Here is a 19,863-nt window from a genome sequence, read left to right as displayed (position 1 = left end):
TTTATGCGTCTCTGACCTGCGTACAGAGCGCGATGGCCAACAGACCGCAGAGCAGAATACTCAACGCCAGGCTTAACGGGCCCTGTGGAAACAGGCTGATAAGATAGCCAATCAGCGATGAGATCAGATATTGCAGTGCCCCCATTACCGCCGCTGCCACCCCAGCGGAACTACCGGCATTCTGCATCACTAATGCCATAATATTGCCGTAAATCAGACCTAATGACCCCATCGCAGCGGCCAGCATCACGGTAAAACCCACCGCCGTGACGCCATGCATCACCAGCACCACCGCCAGTAGCAAACCCATCGCAGCATGGAGCCCCAGACCGAGTATCGTCACCGCCCTGGCCGACATCCCCAGGTTCAACAGCCACACGCTAATAAAACCGGCAACGATGCTGACCAGCGCATTAAGCGCAAAGATATAGCTGAACGACTGAGGAGAGAGCGCATAGAAATGGGTGAAGATAAAAGACGAGGTTGCGATGTAGTTGAACAGTGAGCCCAACGCCACGCCACTGGCGATGGTGTAGAGCATATAGCGACGGTTTTTGAATACTGCGGCATAGGCGCGCAGAATCGACCGGGGATGCAAAGGTGTACGTTTTGCCAGCGGCAGAGAATCAGGCAGCGATGCGGCACACCAGAAAAAACCCGCCGTCCCCAGCACACCAAGCATCATAAAAATAAGCCGCCAGTCGCCCAAACCCAGCACGTAACCACCAACGACCGGGGCCACCACCGGCGCAATCATCATCACCTGCATCAAAATCGTAAAGATCTTTGCCGCCTCGCCGTCGCTGTAGCGATCGGAGACGATGGCTCGCGGGCTGACCAGTCCGGCCGACGCGCCCAGCGCCTGCAAAAACCGCATCACCATCAGCATTTCAACGGAGGTCGCTGCCGCCGCGCCAAAAGAAGCTGCGGAAAAAAGTGCCATTCCCGCCAGCACCGGCGTTCTGCGGCCGTACCGATCCAGCAGAGGACCATACAGCGCCTGCCCTATTGCCAGCCCGGCAAGAAAAATAGCCAGCGTCAGCTGCATGCGCCCCGCATCGGTATTAAACGCAACGGCCATATCCGGCATACCGGGAAGGTACATATCGATTGCCATCGCATCAAGCGCCGTCAGCAAAGAGAGCAGGACAATCAGCGCCGGGCTGATGCGGCCAGCATCATGTGTTTTTACGTCGGACATTCATTCACCCATAGTTTTTGCTAGTGAAAGTCAGGATTAACCGGTCACGATAAGAGACTGCGCCGGAAGAGGTGACAATTTTACTAAACGTGTACATTTGTACAACCTTTTCGGGTGAATGCCCTGCTGGAAAATAAAAAGACACCATTGCTGATGTCTTTTTATTTAAATCCTGTGAGAGGTCGAGTTAAATGACAAAATCATTTATGAAGCAGCAGATGAATGGCCGTGACTAAATTTTCTTCGTCGAAAAGAATGCTGTCGGGTTCCAGCACGCTGCGCATCAGCAGCGAGTCAATCATCGAGGAGAGGAGCTTTGATTTGAGTAAATCTTCCGTGACGTATTTCAACATCATATCTTCGATAATCAGCAGCCAGCTGAGGCTGAGTGGCCGAAGCGAAGGCCGGGATATCGCCGCAGCATACATCTCATATTCGTGATGGATAAGCTTCCTGTCCATTAGCGTGGTAATGAGGAATTTTATCACGATATCGGCAGGTGGCAGCTCAGCATGCTGAGAGAACCACTTCTCTGTTATTTCTTTAAAAACTGACAGATAAGACTGCATCGCAGCTTCTAACAGATCGTCAAGGCTCTTAAAATAGTAGGTGGTCGACCCCAGCGGCACCCCGGCCTCTTCGGCAACGGCGCGGTGATTGCACTGGTTTATACCCTGCTTGCGCAAAACTCTCATGGTTGCATCAATGATAATTTTTTTCTTCAATTTTGCCGCAGTTCGAGTTTCGCCAGCCATGCTAAATACACCCCGTTAAAAAACTTCGCGGATCATAGCATTCCATCGAAAATCTTACCAACGTTAATAAAAGTCGATATTATTGCGGTTGGTGACAAATGAAATACAACGATTCACCCTGATGCAATCACTCATCAGAAAATAATATTTAATCATTGAATACAATTAATTTACGAAAAAATGAGATTTTGAAAAATAACGGAATGTGCACATTAAACATCACATTCCGTCTTACACGATTATTTCAGGCGATTCTTCAAATGGGATCGCCGGATGCGTATTTCACCTTTCCGCCACTCCCCTTGCGGCGTGGCCTGGTCATCAATCAACCGGTTCAGCGCTTCGGTAATCAGCAGATCAATACGCTGGCTGAACGTGGTCAGCTGCCAGCCTTCGGCAGCGGCATCATCGATATCGTCAAAACCAACAATGCCGATTTCGCCCTGATGCCCGGCCAGCCTGAGGGCTTCCAGCGCACCCAGGGCCAGGATGTCGTTCTCACAAAACAGCGCATCCACCCACTGCTCTGCGGGCACCGATTGCAGATAGTCGGCCATCGCCCGGTAGCCTGAATGCCGGTCGTAATGTCCGGCGGTCAGCAGCACGCCGACATCATGGCCCGCATCCTGCAACCGCGCACGGTAGCCTTCCATTCGCTGCAAATGATCGTTGCTGGTATCCGGCCCTTTCATGTAGCCGAAGCGATGATATCCCTGCTGCAACAGCAGGTTAGCGATATCGCGCCCCGCCTGGATGCCGTTGATATTGACCACATCGATATCATCCGCATCGTTATTGCGGCACACCTGCACCAGCGGAATATGCAGCATGTCGTGCGCTACGGCGATCAGTTCGTCGGTCAGCAGCGTACCGAGAAACAGAATCCCGTCCACCTGCAACTGGTCAGCCATGGTCATCACCGAGGTGTAGTTTTCTCCCGGGGTGATATTCAGCGTCAGCGCCATGCAGCCGCGCCGCTGCAGCTGGCGAGTCACAGCGTCCAGCAGCATCATTAGATGCGGGTTTTTCAGTTCATCAATAACCACACCGATGATATTGGTTTTCTTCTTCGACAGGCTGCGCGCCAGCAGATTTGGTCGGTAGCCCAGTTCGCCTGCCGCCGCCAGCACTTTTTCGCGCGCCCGGTCGGACACCGACGCCCCCGGCGTAAAAGCCCGTGAAACGGTCCATTTCGACACGCCGGCCCGCTTTGCCACGTCGTTGGCGGTGGTTTTATGGTGCATTTTAGTTTTTGTTGTCATAGCCCCTGCGTTTCAGAGTTTGCCCAATCTGCCCCCTGCATTGAACGCTAAACCCGGCGGAAAAGAAATCGAAAAACAAAATGCAATCGGGTGCAAAATGTTAATTTTGTGTGATCAAACGCAGTGATTTTCACTTTCGGTGATTGACTAATTTTTAGGCGTGGAAGACATTTCCATCACTCCCCCGGCGAAAGCAAATTTCTTCTTCGGCGGAGTACCCCTCTGTTTGCACCCGGTTGCATTCGTAATACGAATCAGCCGACAACCTTATGATATGGAATAAAAAAATGAAAAATATCAAAGTGCTGCTGTTGATGTTCTGCTCGCTGTTTATGTTCCAGGCCCAGGCCAAAAGCTATCAGGTCGGCGTGGCCCTGGCGAACTTCGATTTAAACTTCGTTTCCATTCTTCGCACGCAAATGATCGCCGAACTGAAAAACCAGGGGATGAACGGCCAGTTCTCCGATGCCAAAGGTGACGTGGCGTTACAGATCCAGCAGGTGGACGATTTTATCAACCAGGGCGTGGATGCCATTATCCTCAACCCGGTGGATACTCAGGGGGTTAAACCGGCGATGGATGCCGCCAAACGCGCTGGCATTCCGCTGATCTTTGTGAACCGCAAGCCGGAAGTGAAGCTGGAAGGCATGCAGGCCTACGTGGGTTCCGACTCGGCGCTCAGCGGCAAAATGCAGATGGAAGAGCTGGCGAAAAAAATGAACTACAAAGGCAATGTGGCCATCCTGATGGGCGCACTTTCCACCGAAGAAGCCCGCGAGCGCACCCGCGCGGTTGAAGAGGTGATCGCTAAGCATAAGGACATGAAAGTTATCGAGAAACAGAGTGCAAAATGGCAGCGTAACGAAGCCGTTGACGTTACCGCCAGCTGGCTGCTGAACGGCACAGCGATCGACGGGATTGCCGCCAACAACGACGAAATGGCCATCGGGGCGATTATGGCGCTGAACCAGGCGAAACGCAGCAACATCGTAGTCGCGGGCATCGACGGTACGCCGGACGGATTACAGTTTATCAAGAATGGCGAAATGGCGGTGACCATCTTCCAGGATGCCAAAGGCCAGGCCATCGGTTCGGTAAAAGTGACCAAAGCGATGCTGGAAAAACAGCCGACCGAAGCCTACAACTGGATCCCCTATGAAGTGGTGACAAAGCAGAACTACGCCAGCTTCGCAGAGAAAAACGCGAAGTAATCACCCGTATCTCCCTGTTTTTAACCCGGATAATGCCCATATCACAGCGGGTTTGCCTTCGGTAGATCCGTTTTTGCACCCGGGTGCATTTTGTTGAATTTTTGTGATCCGGATGGTGAATTTTGCATCAGGTCGATTGACTTAATCTTCGCCATCTCTAAAAGTGCAGCACATGGCAAGCAGCAGCAATAGCGCTTATCACCGTCTGTGAAACCCGTTTAACGTCCTTTTTTGCACCCGGGTGCAAAACAACATTCAGGAGTCAGATATGCTTAACGGCGAAAGAAAAATCCCACGTCCACTGCGCTGGGCCATGATCGGCGGCGGCCGCCTGAGCCAGGTGGGTTACAAGCACCGCAGCGGCGCGCTGCGCGATAACACCGCCTACCAGCTGGTGGCCTGCGCCTTCGATATCGATGCCGCACGCGGCCGCGATTTCGGCGTCAACCTCGGCGTGGCGGCAGAGCGCTGCTACGACACCTACCAGCAGCTGCTGGCGGAAGAAGCGAAGCGCGAAGACGGCATCGAAGTGGTGACCATCGCCACGCCAAACGGCACCCACTATGAGATCACCAAAGCCGCGCTGAACGCCGGTATTCACGTAATTTGTGAAAAGCCGCTGTTCTTCACCACCGCCGAAGCACGTGAAATCAAAGCGCTGGCAGCGGAAAAAGGGCTGATCGTTGGCGTGACCTACGGCTTCTCCGGCCATCCGCTGCTGATGCAGATGCGGGCGATGATCGCCAACGGCGAAATCGGTGAGGTGCGCATGGTGGAACTGCAATACACCCACGGCTTCAGCGCTAACGACAGCGCCGACAAATTCAGCGAAGCGCAGAAGTGGCGCGTAGACCCGAAAATTGCCGGGCCGACATTCGTGCTGGGTGACATCTCCACCCACACGTTCTACATCTCCCAGCTGGTGCTGCCGGAGCTGCATATCAAATCGCTGCTGTGCGACCGCCAGAGCTTTATCCCGTCGCGCGCGCCGCTGGAAGATAACGCCATGGTGCTGATGCACTACGAAGGCGGTGCGGTTGGCCGCATGTGGGCTTCTTCCATCAACGCCGGTTCCATGGACAGCCAGTTCATCCGCGTGATTGGTTCCAAAGCCAGCCTGCAGTGGAGCGACTACAACCCGGGCGAGCTGAAATATGAAATTCAGGGCCAGCCAACGCAAACCATGCACCACGGCATGCCGTACCTAGATGAAAGCGCGCTGGCCGACGAACGCCTGGGCGCGCTGCACACCGAAGGGCTGGCCGAATCCTGGGCCAATATCTACCTGAAATTCGCCATCGCCATCAGCGCACAGCAGCGTGGCGATCGTCAGACGCTGGAAAACCTGATTTATCCCGATATCGACGCCGGTCTGGAAGGCGTTCGCTGGATTGAAAACTGTGTACGTTCCGCCGACAACGGCTCCACCTGGGTTAACTACGAGTAAGGCACCGCCATGAAATTATCATTCTGTACCGACAGCCTGGGCCACCTGCCCTTTGAAGCGATGCTGGATAAACTGCTGGAACTCGGCGTGACCGGCGTGGAAATGACCACCGGCGGCTGGTCTTCCGCCCCGCATCTGCGCACCGACGAGCTGCTGGCCAGCCCGGCTAAGCGCCAGCAGGTTCTTCAGGCGCTGGAAAGCCGCGGCATGCAGATCGCCGCACTGAACGTCTCCGGCAACCCGCTCGATCCGGGCGAACTGGGTCAGCGCCATAAGAGCGACACCGATAAAGCGTTACAGCTGGCGGGCCACTTTGGCGTGAAGAAAATCGTAATGATGAGCGGCCTGCCGCCGGCCAGCCCACAGGACACCATCCCGAACTGGATCACCTACACCGTCAGCTGGCCGCCAACGCTGAAAAACTGCCTCGACTACCAGTGGAATGAAGTCGCCATCCCATACTGGCAGGGGCTGGTTGCCCGGGCGAAAGATTGTGGAGTGGAGAAATTCGCGCTGGAAAACTTCAGCTCAATGCTGGTGTGGAACCCGGAAACGCTGTTCCGCCTGCGTGATGCCGTTGGCCCAACGGTCGGCCTGAACCTCGACCCGAGCCACCTGTTGTGGATGGGTGCCGATCCGATTGCCGCCGCCCGCGCCCTTGGCCCGGCGATCCATCACGTTCACGGCAAAGACGTGCGTATGGAACGCGGCCTGGTCGGCATCAACGGCCTGCTGGAAACCAAACCGGTGGAAGACGTTGCCAACCGCGCGTGGAACTACGTGGCCGTCGGCTGCGGCCAGGATCTGCAGTGGTGGAAGGAGTTCTTCTCGGTGGTGCGCATGATGGGCTACAACGACTGGGTTTCTCTGGAGATGGAAGATCTCACCATGTCGGTGGAAGCGGGCGTCACCTCCTCTATCGCCGCGCTGCAACAAACCATCAGCCAGTAGTTCCGCTTTTCGGTGGCCGCTGCGCGCGGCCACCCGCATCCGTCATTTCAATCCCCGACTGGCCAATAACAACCACACCACATAGCCCAGTCTTTATCCGGAGTGTGAATTTTGGAACATTACCTCTCTAAAAATCCGGCATCTGGCCCTAACAGTAAAACCCGGACCGAACCCTTAGTTAAAGTGATCACCGCCATCGCCACTCTCGGCGGCCTGCTGTTTGGTTACGATACCGGGGTGATCTCCGGTGCCCTGCTGTTTATGGGGCCGGAACTGCAGTTAACGCCCTTTACTACCGGGCTGGTCACCAGCTCCCTGCTGGTCGGTGCGGCCACCGGCGCGCTGGTGTCCGGTAGCCTGGCCGATCGCCTGGGACGGCGGAAAATTATTCTGATCCTGGCGATTATCTTCGCCGTTGGCGCGCTCGGCACGGCGCTGGCACCCAACCTGGAGGTGATGCTGATTTCCAGGGTGATCCTCGGCCTCGCCGTGGGCGGCGCGGGCACCACGGTGCCGGTATACCTGGCCGAAATTGCCCCGGCCAACCGGCGCGGGCAGCTGGTGTCCATCAGCGAACTGATGATCGTCACCGGGCAGATGCTGGCCTATATGTCCAACTTCGCCTTTAACGAAATCTGGGGCGGCGAACACACCTGGCGCTGGATGCTGGGCATCGCCACGCTGCCTGCGGTGCTGCTGTGGTTCGGCATGCTGTATATGCCGGATACGCCGCGCTGGTACGCGCTGAAGGGCCGCTTTGCCGAAGCGCGCGACGTGCTGAACCGCACCCGGGCAAAGGAAGACGTGGACTGGGAGATGATGGAGATCGAAGAAACCATGACCGCCCAGGCGCAGGAGAAAGGTTCACTGCGCGACCTGCGGGTGCCGTGGATGCGGAAAGTGTTTCTGATCGGCGTGGGCTTCGCCTTCTTCCATGCGGCAACGGCGGTGAACAGCATTATGTATTACGCCCCGGTTATCCTGCAAAACACCGGCATGAGCACTAACGCCGCGCTGTTTGCCACCATCGCCAACGGCGTCGTTTCGGTGATTATGGTGATGATTGGCATTCTGCTGCTGGGCTACATCGGGCGACGTAAAATGGCCGCGCTGGGGCAGATTGGCTGCACCTGCTGCCTGTTCCTGCTGGCGGCGATCTCGGCGTTTATGCCGGAGCATATTGGCAGCGAGGTCAACCTGCTGCGCAGCTATCTGATCTTAGGCTCGATGCTGCTGTTCCTGTGCTTTATGCAGGGTGCCTACGCGCCGGTGATCTGGCTGATGCTGTCCGAAATGTTCCCGGCGAAAATTCGCGGTATCTGCATGGGCGGCGCGGTGTTTGCCCTCTGGTGCTCCAACGTGATTATCGCCATGTCGTTCCCGGTGCTGCTGGCATCGTTCGGGCTGGCCAGCACCTTTGCGATATATGGTGCGGTGGGCATCGTCGGCATTATCTTCGTGCTGAAATATATCCCGGAAACCCGTAACCGCAGCCTGGAACAGATTGAACACTATCTGCGTGAGAAGTATGACGAAGAGCGTGTGATGAAAGCCCAGAAGCGCCAGAAAACGGCGCGCCAGGCGGGCTGATAATCAGTAAGGCGGCGGCAGAACGCCGCTGCCGGATAGCCAGGGCAGCCAGTCACTCCCAGTAAACGCTTGCTGCCTGATGTGCGGCTTTCTCAGGATCGATCGCTGTCCAGTCGAAATCCGGACCCGCAGAGGAAAATGCCCAGTATTTAAGTTCCCTGCGGGCAATTCGCCCGCCGGTACGTCTGGACAGGGTGAAATAAAAAGATAAAGTCCATTGAATATAGCGGCTATAGCTGATGAGTTTAATAAACATAATAATTTCATTAACGATGATGATAATCTGGAACGAACCCTGTTCCGCCGCACGGTGCGAAATTTAAGATATTAGTTAGTAATAAATCTAATAATCCGCACTTTTAATAAGGTTTTCGCGCAAATAATTACATGTCGTTATTGAATGTTCAATAAACTATTTAAACTTTGGCTGATGTCTTAGCTGAATGAATGTTCGACAGCGGCGAAACGCCGCTGCCGGAATAGGATCAGATCCCCGCCTCGCGAATATCGTGGGCGTTAATCGCGCCGATAATCATGCCGTCTTCGCCCAGCACCGGCGCGGAGGAGATTTTGCGCTGCTGGAACAGCGCCAGCGCTTCGGCGGCATGCTGGGAGGCCAGCAGCGTAAAGCCCGGGGTGCTCATCGCCTCCTTCACCGGGGCGGCAATCACCCCGCCCTTCAGCAGCCAGCGGCGCAGGTCGCCGTCGGTAAACACGCCGTTCAGCGCGCCGTCTTCACCCGTGACCGCCACCAGCCCCAGCCCGGTGCGGGTCAGCTCAAACAGCGCATCGGTAATCGTGGCGTCGACATTCACGCGGGGGATTTTCTCCCCGGTACGCATAATATCGCCCACCAGGCACAGCAGGCGAGCGCCCAGGCTCCCCGCCGGATGGGTGCGGGCATAGTCCTGTTCGCTGAAGTTGCGGGCGCGCATCAGCGCAATCGCCATCGCATCGCCCATAATCAGCGTATTCACCGCCGATGAGGTCGGGGCCAGCCCCAGCGGGCAGGCCTCTTTTTCCACGTGAATATTGATCCAGCGGTCGGCGGCCTGCGCCAGCGGGGAGTTTGCATTGCCGGTGAAGGCAATAATCCCCACCGGCAGCGCCTTGAGCAGTGGAATAATGCGCACAAACTCCGCGGCGTGGCCGGAGTAGGAGATCAGGATCACCACGTCTCCGGCGGAAATCATCCCCAGATCGCCGTGCAGCGCTTCGGCAGGATGCACGTAAAACGCCGGAGTGCCGGTACTGGCGAGGGTGGCGGCAATTTTTCTGCCGATATGGCCGGACTTGCCGATGCCGCTGACAATCACTTTGCCACCGCAGCCATGCACCATCATGCAGGCCTGTACAAAATCGTCGTTCAGCCTGTCGGGCAGACTGGCGGCTTCCTGGAGTTCGGTGGCAATCGTCTCGCGCGCCGCGTTTAATAAAATGTCCCGCACGGTTATTTCTCCCCGGCAATAATGACCTGAATCCCTTTTTCCCGCAGCTGGGCGACGGTTTCATCCGCCACTTCGCTGTCGGTGATCAGCACGTCGACCGCATCCAGGCTGCACACCACGTTCGGGCTGCGGCGGCCAAATTTGGAGGAGTCGATCAGCAACACAATCTTCTTCGCCGCGCGGCACATCGCCTGGCTGACGGCAAAGACTTCGTTAAAGGTGGTGACCCCAGCGGTAATTTCCACGCCGTCGGCACCGATAAACAGCGTATCAAAGCTGAAGTGGCTGAAGGCGGATTCCGCCAGGCTGCCGTGGAACGAGGCGGAGGTGCTGCGGTAGGTGCCGCCGGGCATCAGGATCACCTGATCGTTGTTCAGCTCCACCAGCTCGTTGACGATGCCGAGGCTGTTGGTCATCACGGTGATATTATTGAAGCGCGCCAGGTGTGGCACCATTTGCAGCACGGTGCTCCCCGCATCAAAAATCAGCGAGTCGCCCTCGTGGATCAGCCCTGCCGCCAGCGCGGCGATGCGCTTTTTCTTCTCTATGTTAATCAGCGTTTTTCTGTCGATGGGCTGATCGCCTTCATCGCGGTTCAGCATCACGCCGCCGTAGGTACGGATGACCGCGCCTTCCTGCTGAAGCCGGGCGAGATCCTTACGGATAGTGGTTCCCGTGGTATTGAAGTGCGCAATCAGCTCCTCCACGGTGGTGCGTCCCTTATCCTGAAGATAATCGAGAATTTGTGCCTGGCGCTGTACAGGTTTCATAAAACGGTCCTTTGCAATATCTGAACTGTTCCTCTTCACCCCGGACGGCATAACGCGTGATGCAAAGGATTAATCTTTCAGAATGAAAGGTATCACCGTTTATTTGAAATGGCTAATGCCAGCGCCTGCTGCGCGGATTTATTACGTGGAAACATGATCTCGGGACGGATTTCACTGACCAGTTTGCCGGTCAACGCGCCTTCACTCTGCGGCCGGGAGAACACCGTCAGCCCCTTCATCAGGAAGTTGCCGGTCACCCGACGATCGTCGTCCAGGCTCAGCACCACGATTACGCGAGGCTTAAAGCGCCCGGCGGAACGGCCAATGCTGATGTGACCATTATCGGCCATGTCGGCCAGCGCCTGGTTAAAGCGGCGGATTTGCACCCAACCCAGCGCGATTTGCCCCAGCCAGGCCACCCCGGCCAGGCAAATTAAGGTATTAACCGGATCCATCTTCTTCCCTCCAGAACCGGCAGCCGAAGCTGCCGGTATGTCATCAGAACATTACCTGTCCGCCGGTGATATTCACCGATTGTCCGGTGCAGTAGGCGGCTTTATCGCTTGCGTAGAACAGCAGCACGTTGAGCACATCCTGATAATCGCAGCCGCGTTTCAGCGGCACCTTATCAATATAGTGCTGCTCCACCTCTTCCGGCTCGATGCCCAGCTTCTCGGCATACTGCGGCAGCAGCGACTGGAACATCGGCGACTTCAGCAGATTGCCCAGCATCAGTGAATGCACAGTAATGCCGTATTCGGCCAGATCCAGCGCCAGCGACTGGGTCAGCCCCACGCCGCCAAACTTGGCCGCGCTGTACCCGGAGTTGTGCTTGCTGCCCACTTTACCGGATTTGGAGTTGATCTGGATGATGCGGCCTTTAATACCGTCGCGGATCATCAGCTTAGAAAACTCTCTGGCACAGAGGAAGTACCCTACCAGATTCACCTGCAGCGACAGGTCAAAATCGCTCAGTCCAAACTCGGTAATCGGTGCCGCCCGCGCCACGCCTGCGCTGTAGAGCAGCAGGTCGGAACGGCCAAAGGTTTCATCCACCGCTGCGGCCAGCGCAACGACGCTGGCTTCTTTCGTGGCGTCCGCCTCAAAACCGGCAGCGCGCCCTTCCCCATAACGGCTGTTAATGGTGTCCGCAACGCGGCGGGCGTTCTGAATATTAAGGTCAGCAATCGCAACACGATAACCGGCTTCCGCCAGCCCTTCGCACAGGTAAGCACCCAGCGTCTGACCGCCACCGATGACTACAGCAACCTGATCCATGATTCTCTCCTGGTTATTCACTCAACATACGAAACTTCTGGCCCGCGCCAATCGCCGACGGCGCAGCGCCGGAGACGTGGACGGTTCCGGGAAACTCGGCCTCAGCCGCGCCGTCAAAACGCACGGTGATATGCCCGAGGTCGCGCAGGTTTTCACGCGCGACTTCACCGACTGCGGTCACCGGCCAGTGCTGCTCGCCGATAGCCAGCACCGACCCGGCGCCAAACGTGCCGCCGTTGTTAATATCGGTGCGGTGGATAAAGCAATACTCGGCGACATCCTCCGGCGCGCCTTCGCCGAAGGTGATAATAAAGTTGTCTTCCAGCGCCGACATGGCCTCTGCGCCGACGGCGACAAACGTGGATTCGTAAACGGTTTTCATACGCTCTCCCCTGTTACTGATAAATAAACCCGGACGCTGCCCAGGCAAGAAGGACCGCCGGTGCGCCGGTCAGGAAGCGGCCAACCAGCACCGAAGGTACTCCGACGCGAACCGTCTCCTGGCGCGCATCGGCCAGCGACAGGCCGACCGGAATAAAGTCACACGCGGCCTGCGAGTTAATGGCGAACAGCGCCGGTAAAGCCAGATGCGGTGGGATATTGCCAAGGCCGATCTGCACGCCAACCAGCACCCCGATGACCTGCGCAATGACCGCGCCCGGGCCGAGGAACGGCGACAGCAGCGGGAAAGAGCAGATCAGCGCCAGCGTTACCAGCCCGACCGGGCTGTTGGCCAGCGGTGTGAGTCCGTGCGCGATCAAATCCCCCAGCCCGGAAGCCATAATGATGCCGATCAGCGCCGAGACGAACGCCATAAACGGCAGGATGGTTTTCAGCACGGTATCGATGGTTTCACGACCCGCCTGGAAGAACACCGCGACCACCGAGCCCATACCCATACCAACTTTCGCCAGCAGGCCGTCGCTCTGTTCGGTGATTTTTTTGCTGGTATCGTAGTCACGCGCGCCGGAAGCTGCCTGCGCTGCACCTGCCGCAGATGCAGAGGCAGCAGCCGATGCTGAAGCTGAAATCGGGGTAGTCGCCGCCGAGGCTGTGGAACTCGTTGCTGCCGACGAACTGCCGGACTCCAGCGTATCCGCCTGAACCGCCGCGCCCTCTGCCACGATGTTGATGTCGCCCGGACGCACGCCGGAAACATAGATATCTTCGACGATATACTGCGCCAGCGGGCCGGATTTGCCGGTGGCGTGAATGTTGACCGTGGGAATACGTCGCTTCGGATAGATACCGCAGCGCAGCGTGCCGCCGCAGTCGATCACCGCCACGCCGATCTCTTCCGCCGGTGGTTCACCTTCTTTAAAGCCGTCTACCGCTTCCCAGCCGGTGACTTCCCGCAGGCGGTCGACAATCGCCGGACGCGTTCCTGCGGTGATGTAAACAATTTTTTTGCCTGGTGTAGCCGTCAGAGTCAGCGGGCCGCCCCAGCCGCTCTCGCCTTTTTTAATCTCAATCGTGTTAGCCATCGTTTACTCCGCGCTTATAAACGAACCTGACGGTCCAGTTGAATACGCATTTTTTTCTCAAAGATGGTGGTGGTCAGGTCGGTCACCCAGCCACGGAAGAAGTTCATGATCATGCCGACCAGCAGATAGCTGACCGCTAACGGCCCCAGCGGCAGGTTCAGCGTGGTCAGCCCGTTGGCGATGCCGAGATAAACGAACAGTTCGCCGGGGTTGATATGCGGGAACAGGCCGTTCATTGAGTGGCAGCTGTAGGAGGCCGAGGCGTAATAGCTGGGCTTATATTTTTCCGGCAGAAACTTGCCGAGGCTTAGCGTCATTGGATTACAGAAAACAAAGGTGCCGATCACCGGCAGGAACAGATAGCGGGATACCGGGTTCCCGGCACAGCGCTGCGCCAGCCGTTCGATGCGGCTCTGGCCGACAAAGACGATCAGCGCGTTCATAACCACCAGCAGGCTGATCAGCAGCGGCAGGATGCCGGTCACCATGCCGACAAACACTTCCCCGCCTTTCTGGAAGAGGCCGATAAACCACTCGGCCCCGTGGGTGATGCTTTCAATCATTTTTAACCCCTCGCGTAGAGAACAGATAAAACGTTCTTATTCACAGCGCTAAGAAGGTAGATCGAAAACCATTTAAAAAAAGCAATCTATGTCACAAAACGATTATAAAATCTTTCATTGTGAAAGAAACAATGAAAGATAAAATCTTTCATTTGTGATGAGAAGTGGATGAAAAGCCGTTTAAGTTGTTTACAGGGTATGAGTTAGCGCTGGCTGGCGGTGCCCCCGGTCGGGCTGCTACAAAGTCGGGTGTTAGCGCTGGCTGGCAGTACCCCCGGTCGGGCGGTCCTCGCGCCGCTTCGCGGTTCCCTCACTTCATTCGTCAGCCTGTCGGACCGCCACAGACGGGCCGTCCTGGCCCGGCTGTGACTTTCGTCCGCGTCCATGCGGCCGAATCCTGGCTTCCGATCTACGTTCAGCGCTGTGGATTGCCCGCTCGGGGGCACTGTCAGCCTGCTTTCAAACATTTGAGTTGCCTGAAAACCCAAAAATAAGAAGCGATGAAATTGCCTGGAAGGGGCAGCCTCTGCTGCTGCGCAAGGGCATCCGCAGCGCTGAGGTGAAGCCATTGCGCCAGGAGACGACAGCAGGGACGCTGGCGTCAGGCCGGGCTTGAACAGGGATGTTCAATCCTGGCCGATCCGTCAGCGCAATGGCGTAACCGAAGGCACCGCAACGCGGCACGAGGACCGCCCTGGAGCAGCAGCAGAGGCTGAACCCCAGCCCCCACTTCACAAGCGTCTTATTCTTTAAAAAGCAAAAAGCGATGAAATTACCAAAAGGGGGTCAGCCTCCCACCAATTCTCCAGCGCCTTTTTAAAAAACTACTCATCCAGATAAAGCTGTTTTAGCGCTTCCGAATTCATAATTAATATTTTTCCGTATTTGGCGTCGATCCATCCCAGCTTCTGCCAGTCCACCAGCCGCTTATTAATCGTCTGCCGCGTGGTATTGATAATCGTAGCCATATCGTCCTGCGTCAGATACAGGCCGATCAAAATCCCCCGTTCATGCGGTTCTCCGTAAGCCTCGGCCAGACTGATCAGTCGTTTTGCCAGCCTGGCCGATACCGACAGCAGCGTGGTGTCATTCAGCATGGTGAAAGCGTTTCTGACCACCCGGCACAGCAGCAGCGCGAGGAATTTATAAAAAATTGGATAGAGGTTAAGCAGCGTTTGCACATCGCGGGAGGAGAGCACCAGCAGCAGGGTATTGTTGATCACGCGGGCATCGTGAGTTCTGGCGGATTTATCCAGCATGCCGATTTCGCCAAACCAGCTACCGGGCGCAAGGTAGCGAAAGACGCACTCTTTGCCATCAGCCCCGAGAGAACTGACTTTTACCGCACCGGAGAGTACCGCATAGAGCCCGCGTGAAGTGTCGCCCTGGTAGTGGATAACATCGCCATCTTCGTAGTTACGGATACTGGACAGCTCGACGATTTTGGCGATCAGGTAGTCCGGCAGTTCGTTAAACCAGCTGCTGGTGGAGAGGATCGCCAGCAATTCCTGTTCTGACAGGGTGATGACATCGCCTTCGGGCTGGAGCAGGTACTGGCCGTTGTCGGATAATTTCACGTTGTTTACCTTTGCTGCCGGGTGGGGATCGGGATGGGGATTTATAGCATTTAGCTGGGTGCAATGTTCACACTGACTCGCTGACTGAGCATTGTTTATTTGATGTCTTCTGGGTTTGGCGATCGCGCTGACGGGGTTTGCCCCCGGCTGGGCTGGTCCTCGCGCCGCTTCGCGGTCCCTTCACGTCGCGCGTCAGCCTTGCGGACCGCCGCAGACGTGCGTCCTGCACGGCTGCGCCTTTCGCCAGCGTCCCTGCTGGCGAATCCGGGCTTCCTTCCTCCGTTCAGCGCTGCGGATGCTCCAGTCGGGGCAAACCCCGTCCGCTTCTGAGCTGTTGCGTTGTCTGATTGAAGATTGGGTTGCGGCAATACAGCCAGCTTCGTCTCTTTTAGTTTAGCGCGGCGGATGACCCGGTCGTGGAAGGAGCCGCCACCTTTTTATCCATTCCCATACGGCGCAGCAGCAGGATCATCACGCCGCCGACAAAGGTCACCAGCGCGAGGAAATACAGCCCCGCCCGCGCGGAGTGGAACGTCTGCTCGGCCCATACCCGGATGTTCGGCGCAACAAAACCACCCAGGTTGCCCATCGAGTTAATCAGCGCAATACCGGAAGCCGCCGCCGTGCCGCCTAAATAGGAAGACGGGAAGGTCCAGTACAGCGGCTGCATCGCCAGGTGACCCGCTGCGGCTACGCACAGTGCGGTAATAGCGATAACCGGGACGCTGTCGGCAAAACCGGAGATGGCAATGCCCGCTGCGCCCAGCATAAAGGTCACCGCCGCCACGATCCGCCGCTCGCCCAGCTTCTCGGAAATCCGCGGTACGTAATAGACGGCTATTGCTGCACACAGAGGCGGAATGGCGGTGACAAACCCCACCAGCAGGCCGACTTTGGTTCCCATCAGCGTGGCGATCTGCGTCGGCAGGAAGAAGTAAATACCGTAGCCGCAAACCTGCACGGTAAACCAGATCAGGCACAGATACAGCACCTTGATGTCCAGCAGTGCCGCCAGTGCGCCTTTTGGTCCGTGGGCAATTTTTTGTTCGTCTTCCGCCGCCAGCTTATCCGAAAGCGCTTTCTTCTCACTGGCATTCAGCCATTTGGCATTTTCCGGGCGATCGTCCAGGTAAAAAATCACCCACACCCCAACGATGGATGCCAGCAGCCCTTCAACGAGGAACATCATCTGCCAGCCGTGCAGACCAAAGGCAAACGGCGTGCCGTCCAGCGTCAGCAGACCGCCCGACAGCGGGCCGCCGATAATGAACGCCAGCGGCGCGCCGAACAGGAAATAACCGGTCACCCTGGCACGGATATGCAGCGGGAACCAGAACGTCAGATACAGAATCACCCCCGGGAAGAAACCGGCCTCGCTCACGCCGAGTAAAAAACGCAGGAAGATAAAAACGTTCTCGTTATGGGCGAACATCATTGAGGCGGAAACCAGGCCCCAGGTAATCATAATCCTGCCGAGCCATATTCTGGCTCCCACTTTATACAGCAGAATATTGCTGGGCACTTCAAATAGCGCGTAGCCGATAAAGAATATTCCAGCGCCAAACGCATAGGCGGCATCGCTTAGCCCGGTGTCATATTGAAACTGCTGTTTAGCAAAACCAATATTCGCCCGGTCCAGGTAGGCCAAAATAAACATAAGCGTCACCATCGGGATAATTCTTTTTATCGCTTTGCTGATGGCGACGGACAAATGATCGGGAGACGTTTTATCCATGACATTCCTCTGCTGATGTTATTTTAATTATCAATACAGTAATGAAATAAAGGGTACAGCCCTGAAATATTAAATCGGATTATCTGACGCTAAAGCGATCTAAAGCCTCCGGACGTAACGTGGTGCCCGCCCCCGGTTCGGTTGGCGTTTGATACACACCGTCCTTCACGACCACCGGATGAACGAAGCAGTCCAGCGTCCACGGAATATACTCCAGCAGCGAACAGGCCGGGTGCGCCATCACAAGGTGGAGCTGCGCCTGCATCATATCGCCGTGATGCGGGGTGACCGGCAGATTAAATGCCATTCCCAGGTCAGCAATTTCCCACACCGCCGTCAGGCCGCCGCAGCGCGTGGCATCCGGTTGCAGGTAGTCGACCGCACCGGCCAGCACAAACTCTTTAAACGAATCAAACTGATACAGCAGCTCGCCAAGCGCAATCGGCGTAGTCATATGTTTTGCCAGCTCTTTGTGGCTGGAGACATCATCATGCCACATCGGCTCTTCGAACCAGGTAATGTCATAGTCGGCCAGGCGCGGACCGTACTGCTTCGCCGTGCTGATATCCCATTTAGCATTGGCATCCACCATCAGCTGAGCACCATCGCCAATCGCGTTTCTGACGGCTTCGATACGGCGGATATCCTCTTTCGGGTCAGGCTTGCCGATCTTCATTTTGATGGCGTTAAAGCCCTCTTCGAAGATCATTTTCTTACAGTCGTCCACCAGCTCGGCGGTGTCGCGTACCAGCCATCCGCAGTCGGTGTTGTAGGCCGACACTTTTGCCTGCTTCGATCCGCCAAACAGCTGCCACAGCGGTTGTCCGGCGTGTTTAGCCTTCAGATCCCACAGCGCGATATCAATCGCCGACAGGGCCATTTGCATCAGTCCACCGCGCCCTACCCAGATATTGGTTGAGCTACGCGATAACTTACGGTGAAGGTGGCGTACTTCGGTGGGGTCTTCACCAATCAGCATTGGACCAAAGACGTCAGTAATAATGGTGGTGATCAGCCGGTCGGTGGTGATATCCGCATGGGTGCCGGTATGGCCGTAGCCCACCAGACCGCATTCGGTTTCAATCATCACCCCAGGCATTCCCCAGTGGGTAATGCTGTGAGTGGAGTCGCCAATGATATTTTTCGTCACCGGCACATGCATGATAAAAGGCGTGAGTTTCTTAATTTTCAGTGTGTTGGACATCGATTTCTACCTGACAATGTTAATGTGGGTATACTCTAGCAATGGCCAGGATCGATGACTGTCAAACGGCATACACATCCGCAGCGGCGGGTAGATTTTGTTGGAAAGTTTGAGCTGGATCTGATTTTTCTGGTAATGGCTCCGTCGAAAATAATTTAAATGTTTCGGTTAAAAACTGTATTCCAGCAATAACAGATGCCACTCAGATTAAATAACACCTTGAGTGATAATTTCACGTTCTATTCAGATAAATTAATTACATACTAAAATTTCGCAGATTCAGATCAACAATAAATAACGCCTTATTGGGGCCTTGCCTGATGCTAACCGCAGCGATTGCGATTAGCGTTCAGCAAGGCCCGTCGAGGTTAAAAATTATAATCCAGCATCAGCTTATACTCGGTGGTAATCGCATCGCCGTTGGTTACCCAGTTTCCGCTCTGCGCAATATCCGATCCGGTCACTTCCCCCGACACGGTAAAGCGCGAGGTGATCGGATAGTTGGCCGTCAGTTTGATGAAGTGATAGCGCCTGTCCTGGAAGACCTCGCTGTTGTCCTGCAGGGCGTTGTCCTTCTTAAAGTGGCCGTAGCCGCCGCTGAAGGTGGTGGAGAGCCTGCCCCAGTTGTGCCAGACGCCTGCCGAGGTGGTCCAGTCCTTGCTGTCGATATTGCCCCACTGCGCCCGCTCGAGAATGCCGGAGGAGAACGCCTGGCGGAACCAGACGCCGGTGGTATTGTTGATAATATACTGCACGCCCGGCTCAATCTGGAACGAACGCACATCGCGGTCGTTTTGCGAGGCACCGCTGCGGCGATGGTCGATCTGCTGATACAGGTAGCCAAAGAACGACAGGCGATCGGTAGCACGCAGATCGGCAAAGAACTTGGCGCGCGCCTGCCAGCGATCGTCCTGCGAGGCGCTGCCGCCCATCACGTCCCAGCCGAAGCGCAGCCGCTGATAGAAATACTCATGGCCAACAATCACCTGCGTCCACTGATCCTGGCTAAGGTAAGTTTGGTTATCCCATGCGCCGTTATAGTTGGTGGTGCGGCCGTCGGAAAAGGCCAGATACCAGCCCGGCAGCGCATCGTGGCGCATCACGCCCTGCACAAAGGTGGCGGATTCGCTGCCGTTATGGAAGCTGCTGTGCCGCCAGTTGTTATCCTCAATGGCATACTTCACTTTCAGCTGGCCGTGAATTTTACCCCCGGCAGGATTGGAAGAGCGTGCCGAAGTCCACATCACTTCCTCATCCAGATAGGACCAGGGATCGACCGCAATGACGTTTCCCGCCCGGTCTTTTGCCATGCTCATACTGGCATGGGTGACGCCGGGTAATATCAGAGCAATAAATATTGCCAGGGCATGATAATTTTTCATAATTA

Annotated in this window: 19 protein-coding genes; 4 read left to right on the top strand and 15 right to left on the bottom strand. The window is 56.1% G+C overall.

Going from position 1 to position 19,863, the window contains the following annotated elements; all coding sequences use genetic code 11:
* Position 1: 1 nt before the first annotated feature.
* The 3 genes from OMR58_RS02555 to OMR58_RS02545 all read right to left on the bottom strand — a co-directional run bounded on the left by OMR58_RS02555 (position 2) and on the right by OMR58_RS02545 (position 3,218).
* Complete coding sequence (locus tag OMR58_RS02555; RefSeq protein WP_264545211.1) at positions 2 to 1,201, bottom strand: multidrug effflux MFS transporter; 1,200 nt, start codon at positions 1,199 to 1,201, stop codon at positions 2 to 4.
* Positions 1,202 to 1,401: 200 nt separating this feature from the next.
* On the bottom strand, positions 1,402 to 1,956 hold the full coding sequence (locus tag OMR58_RS02550) for a TetR/AcrR family transcriptional regulator (RefSeq protein WP_264545210.1): 555 nt from the start codon (positions 1,954 to 1,956) through the stop codon (positions 1,402 to 1,404).
* A gap of 239 nt (positions 1,957 to 2,195) precedes the next feature.
* A complete protein-coding gene (locus OMR58_RS02545) occupies positions 2,196 to 3,218 on the bottom strand; it encodes a LacI family DNA-binding transcriptional regulator (protein WP_200560502.1) in 1,023 nt (340 codons plus the stop codon).
* Between the two features lie 287 nt (positions 3,219 to 3,505).
* On the opposite strand from OMR58_RS02545, the gene OMR58_RS02540 reads away from it, so the two are divergent.
* The 4 genes from OMR58_RS02540 (at position 3,506) to OMR58_RS02525 (ending at position 8,417) form a co-directional block, all read left to right on the top strand.
* Positions 3,506 to 4,429, top strand: a complete 924-nt coding sequence (locus OMR58_RS02540; RefSeq protein WP_264545209.1) for a substrate-binding domain-containing protein — start codon at positions 3,506 to 3,508, stop codon at positions 4,427 to 4,429.
* 268 nt (positions 4,430 to 4,697) lie between these two features.
* Positions 4,698 to 5,876, top strand: a complete 1,179-nt coding sequence (locus tag OMR58_RS02535) for a Gfo/Idh/MocA family protein (RefSeq protein ID WP_105592231.1) — start codon at positions 4,698 to 4,700, stop codon at positions 5,874 to 5,876.
* A gap of 9 nt (positions 5,877 to 5,885) precedes the next feature.
* Positions 5,886 to 6,827: a sugar phosphate isomerase/epimerase family protein gene (locus OMR58_RS02530; protein ID WP_264545208.1), complete on the top strand. Its 942-nt coding sequence runs from the start codon at positions 5,886 to 5,888 to the stop codon at positions 6,825 to 6,827.
* A 111-nt stretch (positions 6,828 to 6,938) separates the two neighbouring features.
* Positions 6,939 to 8,417, top strand: coding sequence for a sugar porter family MFS transporter (locus tag OMR58_RS02525; RefSeq protein WP_105592233.1), 1,479 nt, complete (start codon positions 6,939 to 6,941; stop codon positions 8,415 to 8,417).
* A 52-nt stretch (positions 8,418 to 8,469) separates the two neighbouring features.
* On the opposite strand, the gene OMR58_RS02520 is transcribed toward OMR58_RS02525, so the two are convergent.
* The 12 genes from OMR58_RS02520 to OMR58_RS02465 form a co-directional block, all read right to left on the bottom strand.
* The gene (locus tag OMR58_RS02520; RefSeq protein ID WP_264545207.1) at positions 8,470 to 8,673 is read right to left on the bottom strand and encodes a hypothetical protein; all 204 of its coding nucleotides are present in this window, start codon (positions 8,671 to 8,673) and stop codon (positions 8,470 to 8,472) included.
* A 229-nt stretch (positions 8,674 to 8,902) separates the two neighbouring features.
* Positions 8,903 to 9,865, bottom strand: a complete 963-nt coding sequence (locus OMR58_RS02515; RefSeq protein ID WP_264545206.1) for a KpsF/GutQ family sugar-phosphate isomerase — start codon at positions 9,863 to 9,865, stop codon at positions 8,903 to 8,905.
* Between the two features lie 2 nt (positions 9,866 to 9,867).
* On the bottom strand, positions 9,868 to 10,635 hold the full coding sequence (gene srlR / locus OMR58_RS02510) for a glucitol operon DNA-binding transcriptional repressor SrlR (RefSeq protein ID WP_105592235.1): 768 nt from the start codon (positions 10,633 to 10,635) through the stop codon (positions 9,868 to 9,870).
* Positions 10,636 to 10,727: 92 nt separating this feature from the next.
* Positions 10,728 to 11,090 (bottom strand): transcriptional regulator GutM, encoded by a 363-nt coding sequence (gene gutM, locus OMR58_RS02505; protein ID WP_200543098.1) that lies wholly within the window; start codon positions 11,088 to 11,090, stop codon positions 10,728 to 10,730.
* Between the two features lie 43 nt (positions 11,091 to 11,133).
* Entirely contained in the window at positions 11,134 to 11,913 is a 780-nt protein-coding gene (gene srlD, locus OMR58_RS02500) for a sorbitol-6-phosphate dehydrogenase (protein WP_105592237.1), read from the bottom strand.
* A 13-nt stretch (positions 11,914 to 11,926) separates the two neighbouring features.
* The gene (locus OMR58_RS02495) at positions 11,927 to 12,295 is read right to left on the bottom strand and encodes a PTS glucitol/sorbitol transporter subunit IIA (protein WP_105592238.1); all 369 of its coding nucleotides are present in this window, start codon (positions 12,293 to 12,295) and stop codon (positions 11,927 to 11,929) included.
* A gap of 13 nt (positions 12,296 to 12,308) precedes the next feature.
* The gene (gene srlE, locus OMR58_RS02490; RefSeq protein WP_264545205.1) at positions 12,309 to 13,397 is read right to left on the bottom strand and encodes a PTS glucitol/sorbitol transporter subunit IIB; all 1,089 of its coding nucleotides are present in this window, start codon (positions 13,395 to 13,397) and stop codon (positions 12,309 to 12,311) included.
* A gap of 14 nt (positions 13,398 to 13,411) precedes the next feature.
* Complete coding sequence (gene srlA, locus OMR58_RS02485) at positions 13,412 to 13,960, bottom strand: PTS glucitol/sorbitol transporter subunit IIC (RefSeq protein WP_264545204.1); 549 nt, start codon at positions 13,958 to 13,960, stop codon at positions 13,412 to 13,414.
* A gap of 824 nt (positions 13,961 to 14,784) precedes the next feature.
* Entirely contained in the window at positions 14,785 to 15,537 is a 753-nt protein-coding gene (locus tag OMR58_RS02480; RefSeq protein ID WP_244913704.1) for a Crp/Fnr family transcriptional regulator, read from the bottom strand.
* A 388-nt stretch (positions 15,538 to 15,925) separates the two neighbouring features.
* Positions 15,926 to 17,272, bottom strand: a complete 1,347-nt coding sequence (locus tag OMR58_RS02475) for an MFS transporter (RefSeq protein WP_264545203.1) — start codon at positions 17,270 to 17,272, stop codon at positions 15,926 to 15,928.
* Positions 17,273 to 17,351: 79 nt separating this feature from the next.
* Entirely contained in the window at positions 17,352 to 18,476 is a 1,125-nt protein-coding gene (locus tag OMR58_RS02470) for a mandelate racemase/muconate lactonizing enzyme family protein (RefSeq protein WP_234471960.1), read from the bottom strand.
* 368 nt (positions 18,477 to 18,844) lie between these two features.
* Complete coding sequence (locus tag OMR58_RS02465) at positions 18,845 to 19,858, bottom strand: OmpG porin family protein (RefSeq protein WP_264545202.1); 1,014 nt, start codon at positions 19,856 to 19,858, stop codon at positions 18,845 to 18,847.
* Positions 19,859 to 19,863: the final 5 nt, after the last annotated feature.

The organism is Erwinia sp. INIA01, assembly GCF_025947915.1.
GTDB classification, from domain to species: domain Bacteria; phylum Pseudomonadota; class Gammaproteobacteria; order Enterobacterales; family Enterobacteriaceae; genus Erwinia; species Erwinia coffeiphila.
Note: the sequence above shows the minus strand (reverse complement) of the source record. Positions and strands in the feature narration are given on the sequence as shown.

Coding starts and splice junctions, on each gene's coding strand:
- OMR58_RS02555 (WP_264545211.1), bottom strand. CDS start 1,201: ATGTCCGACGTAAAAACACATGATGCTGGCCGCATCAGCCCGGCGCTG.
- OMR58_RS02550 (WP_264545210.1), bottom strand. CDS start 1,956: ATGGCTGGCGAAACTCGAACTGCGGCAAAATTGAAGAAAAAAATTATC.
- OMR58_RS02545 (WP_200560502.1), bottom strand. CDS start 3,218: ATGACAACAAAAACTAAAATGCACCATAAAACCACCGCCAACGACGTG.
- OMR58_RS02540 (WP_264545209.1), top strand. CDS start 3,506: ATGAAAAATATCAAAGTGCTGCTGTTGATGTTCTGCTCGCTGTTTATG.
- OMR58_RS02535 (WP_105592231.1), top strand. CDS start 4,698: ATGCTTAACGGCGAAAGAAAAATCCCACGTCCACTGCGCTGGGCCATG.
- OMR58_RS02530 (WP_264545208.1), top strand. CDS start 5,886: ATGAAATTATCATTCTGTACCGACAGCCTGGGCCACCTGCCCTTTGAA.
- OMR58_RS02520 (WP_264545207.1), bottom strand. CDS start 8,673: ATGTTTATTAAACTCATCAGCTATAGCCGCTATATTCAATGGACTTTA.
- srlR (WP_105592235.1), bottom strand. CDS start 10,635: ATGAAACCTGTACAGCGCCAGGCACAAATTCTCGATTATCTTCAGGAT.
- gutM (WP_200543098.1), bottom strand. CDS start 11,090: ATGGATCCGGTTAATACCTTAATTTGCCTGGCCGGGGTGGCCTGGCTG.
- srlD (WP_105592237.1), bottom strand. CDS start 11,913: ATGGATCAGGTTGCTGTAGTCATCGGTGGCGGTCAGACGCTGGGTGCT.
- OMR58_RS02495 (WP_105592238.1), bottom strand. CDS start 12,295: ATGAAAACCGTTTACGAATCCACGTTTGTCGCCGTCGGCGCAGAGGCC.
- srlE (WP_264545205.1), bottom strand. CDS start 13,397: ATGGCTAACACGATTGAGATTAAAAAAGGCGAGAGCGGCTGGGGCGGC.
- srlA (WP_264545204.1), bottom strand. CDS start 13,960: ATGATTGAAAGCATCACCCACGGGGCCGAGTGGTTTATCGGCCTCTTC.
- OMR58_RS02475 (WP_264545203.1), bottom strand. CDS start 17,272: ATGGATAAAACGTCTCCCGATCATTTGTCCGTCGCCATCAGCAAAGCG.
- OMR58_RS02470 (WP_234471960.1), bottom strand. CDS start 18,476: ATGTCCAACACACTGAAAATTAAGAAACTCACGCCTTTTATCATGCAT.
- OMR58_RS02465 (WP_264545202.1), bottom strand. CDS start 19,858: ATGAAAAATTATCATGCCCTGGCAATATTTATTGCTCTGATATTACCC.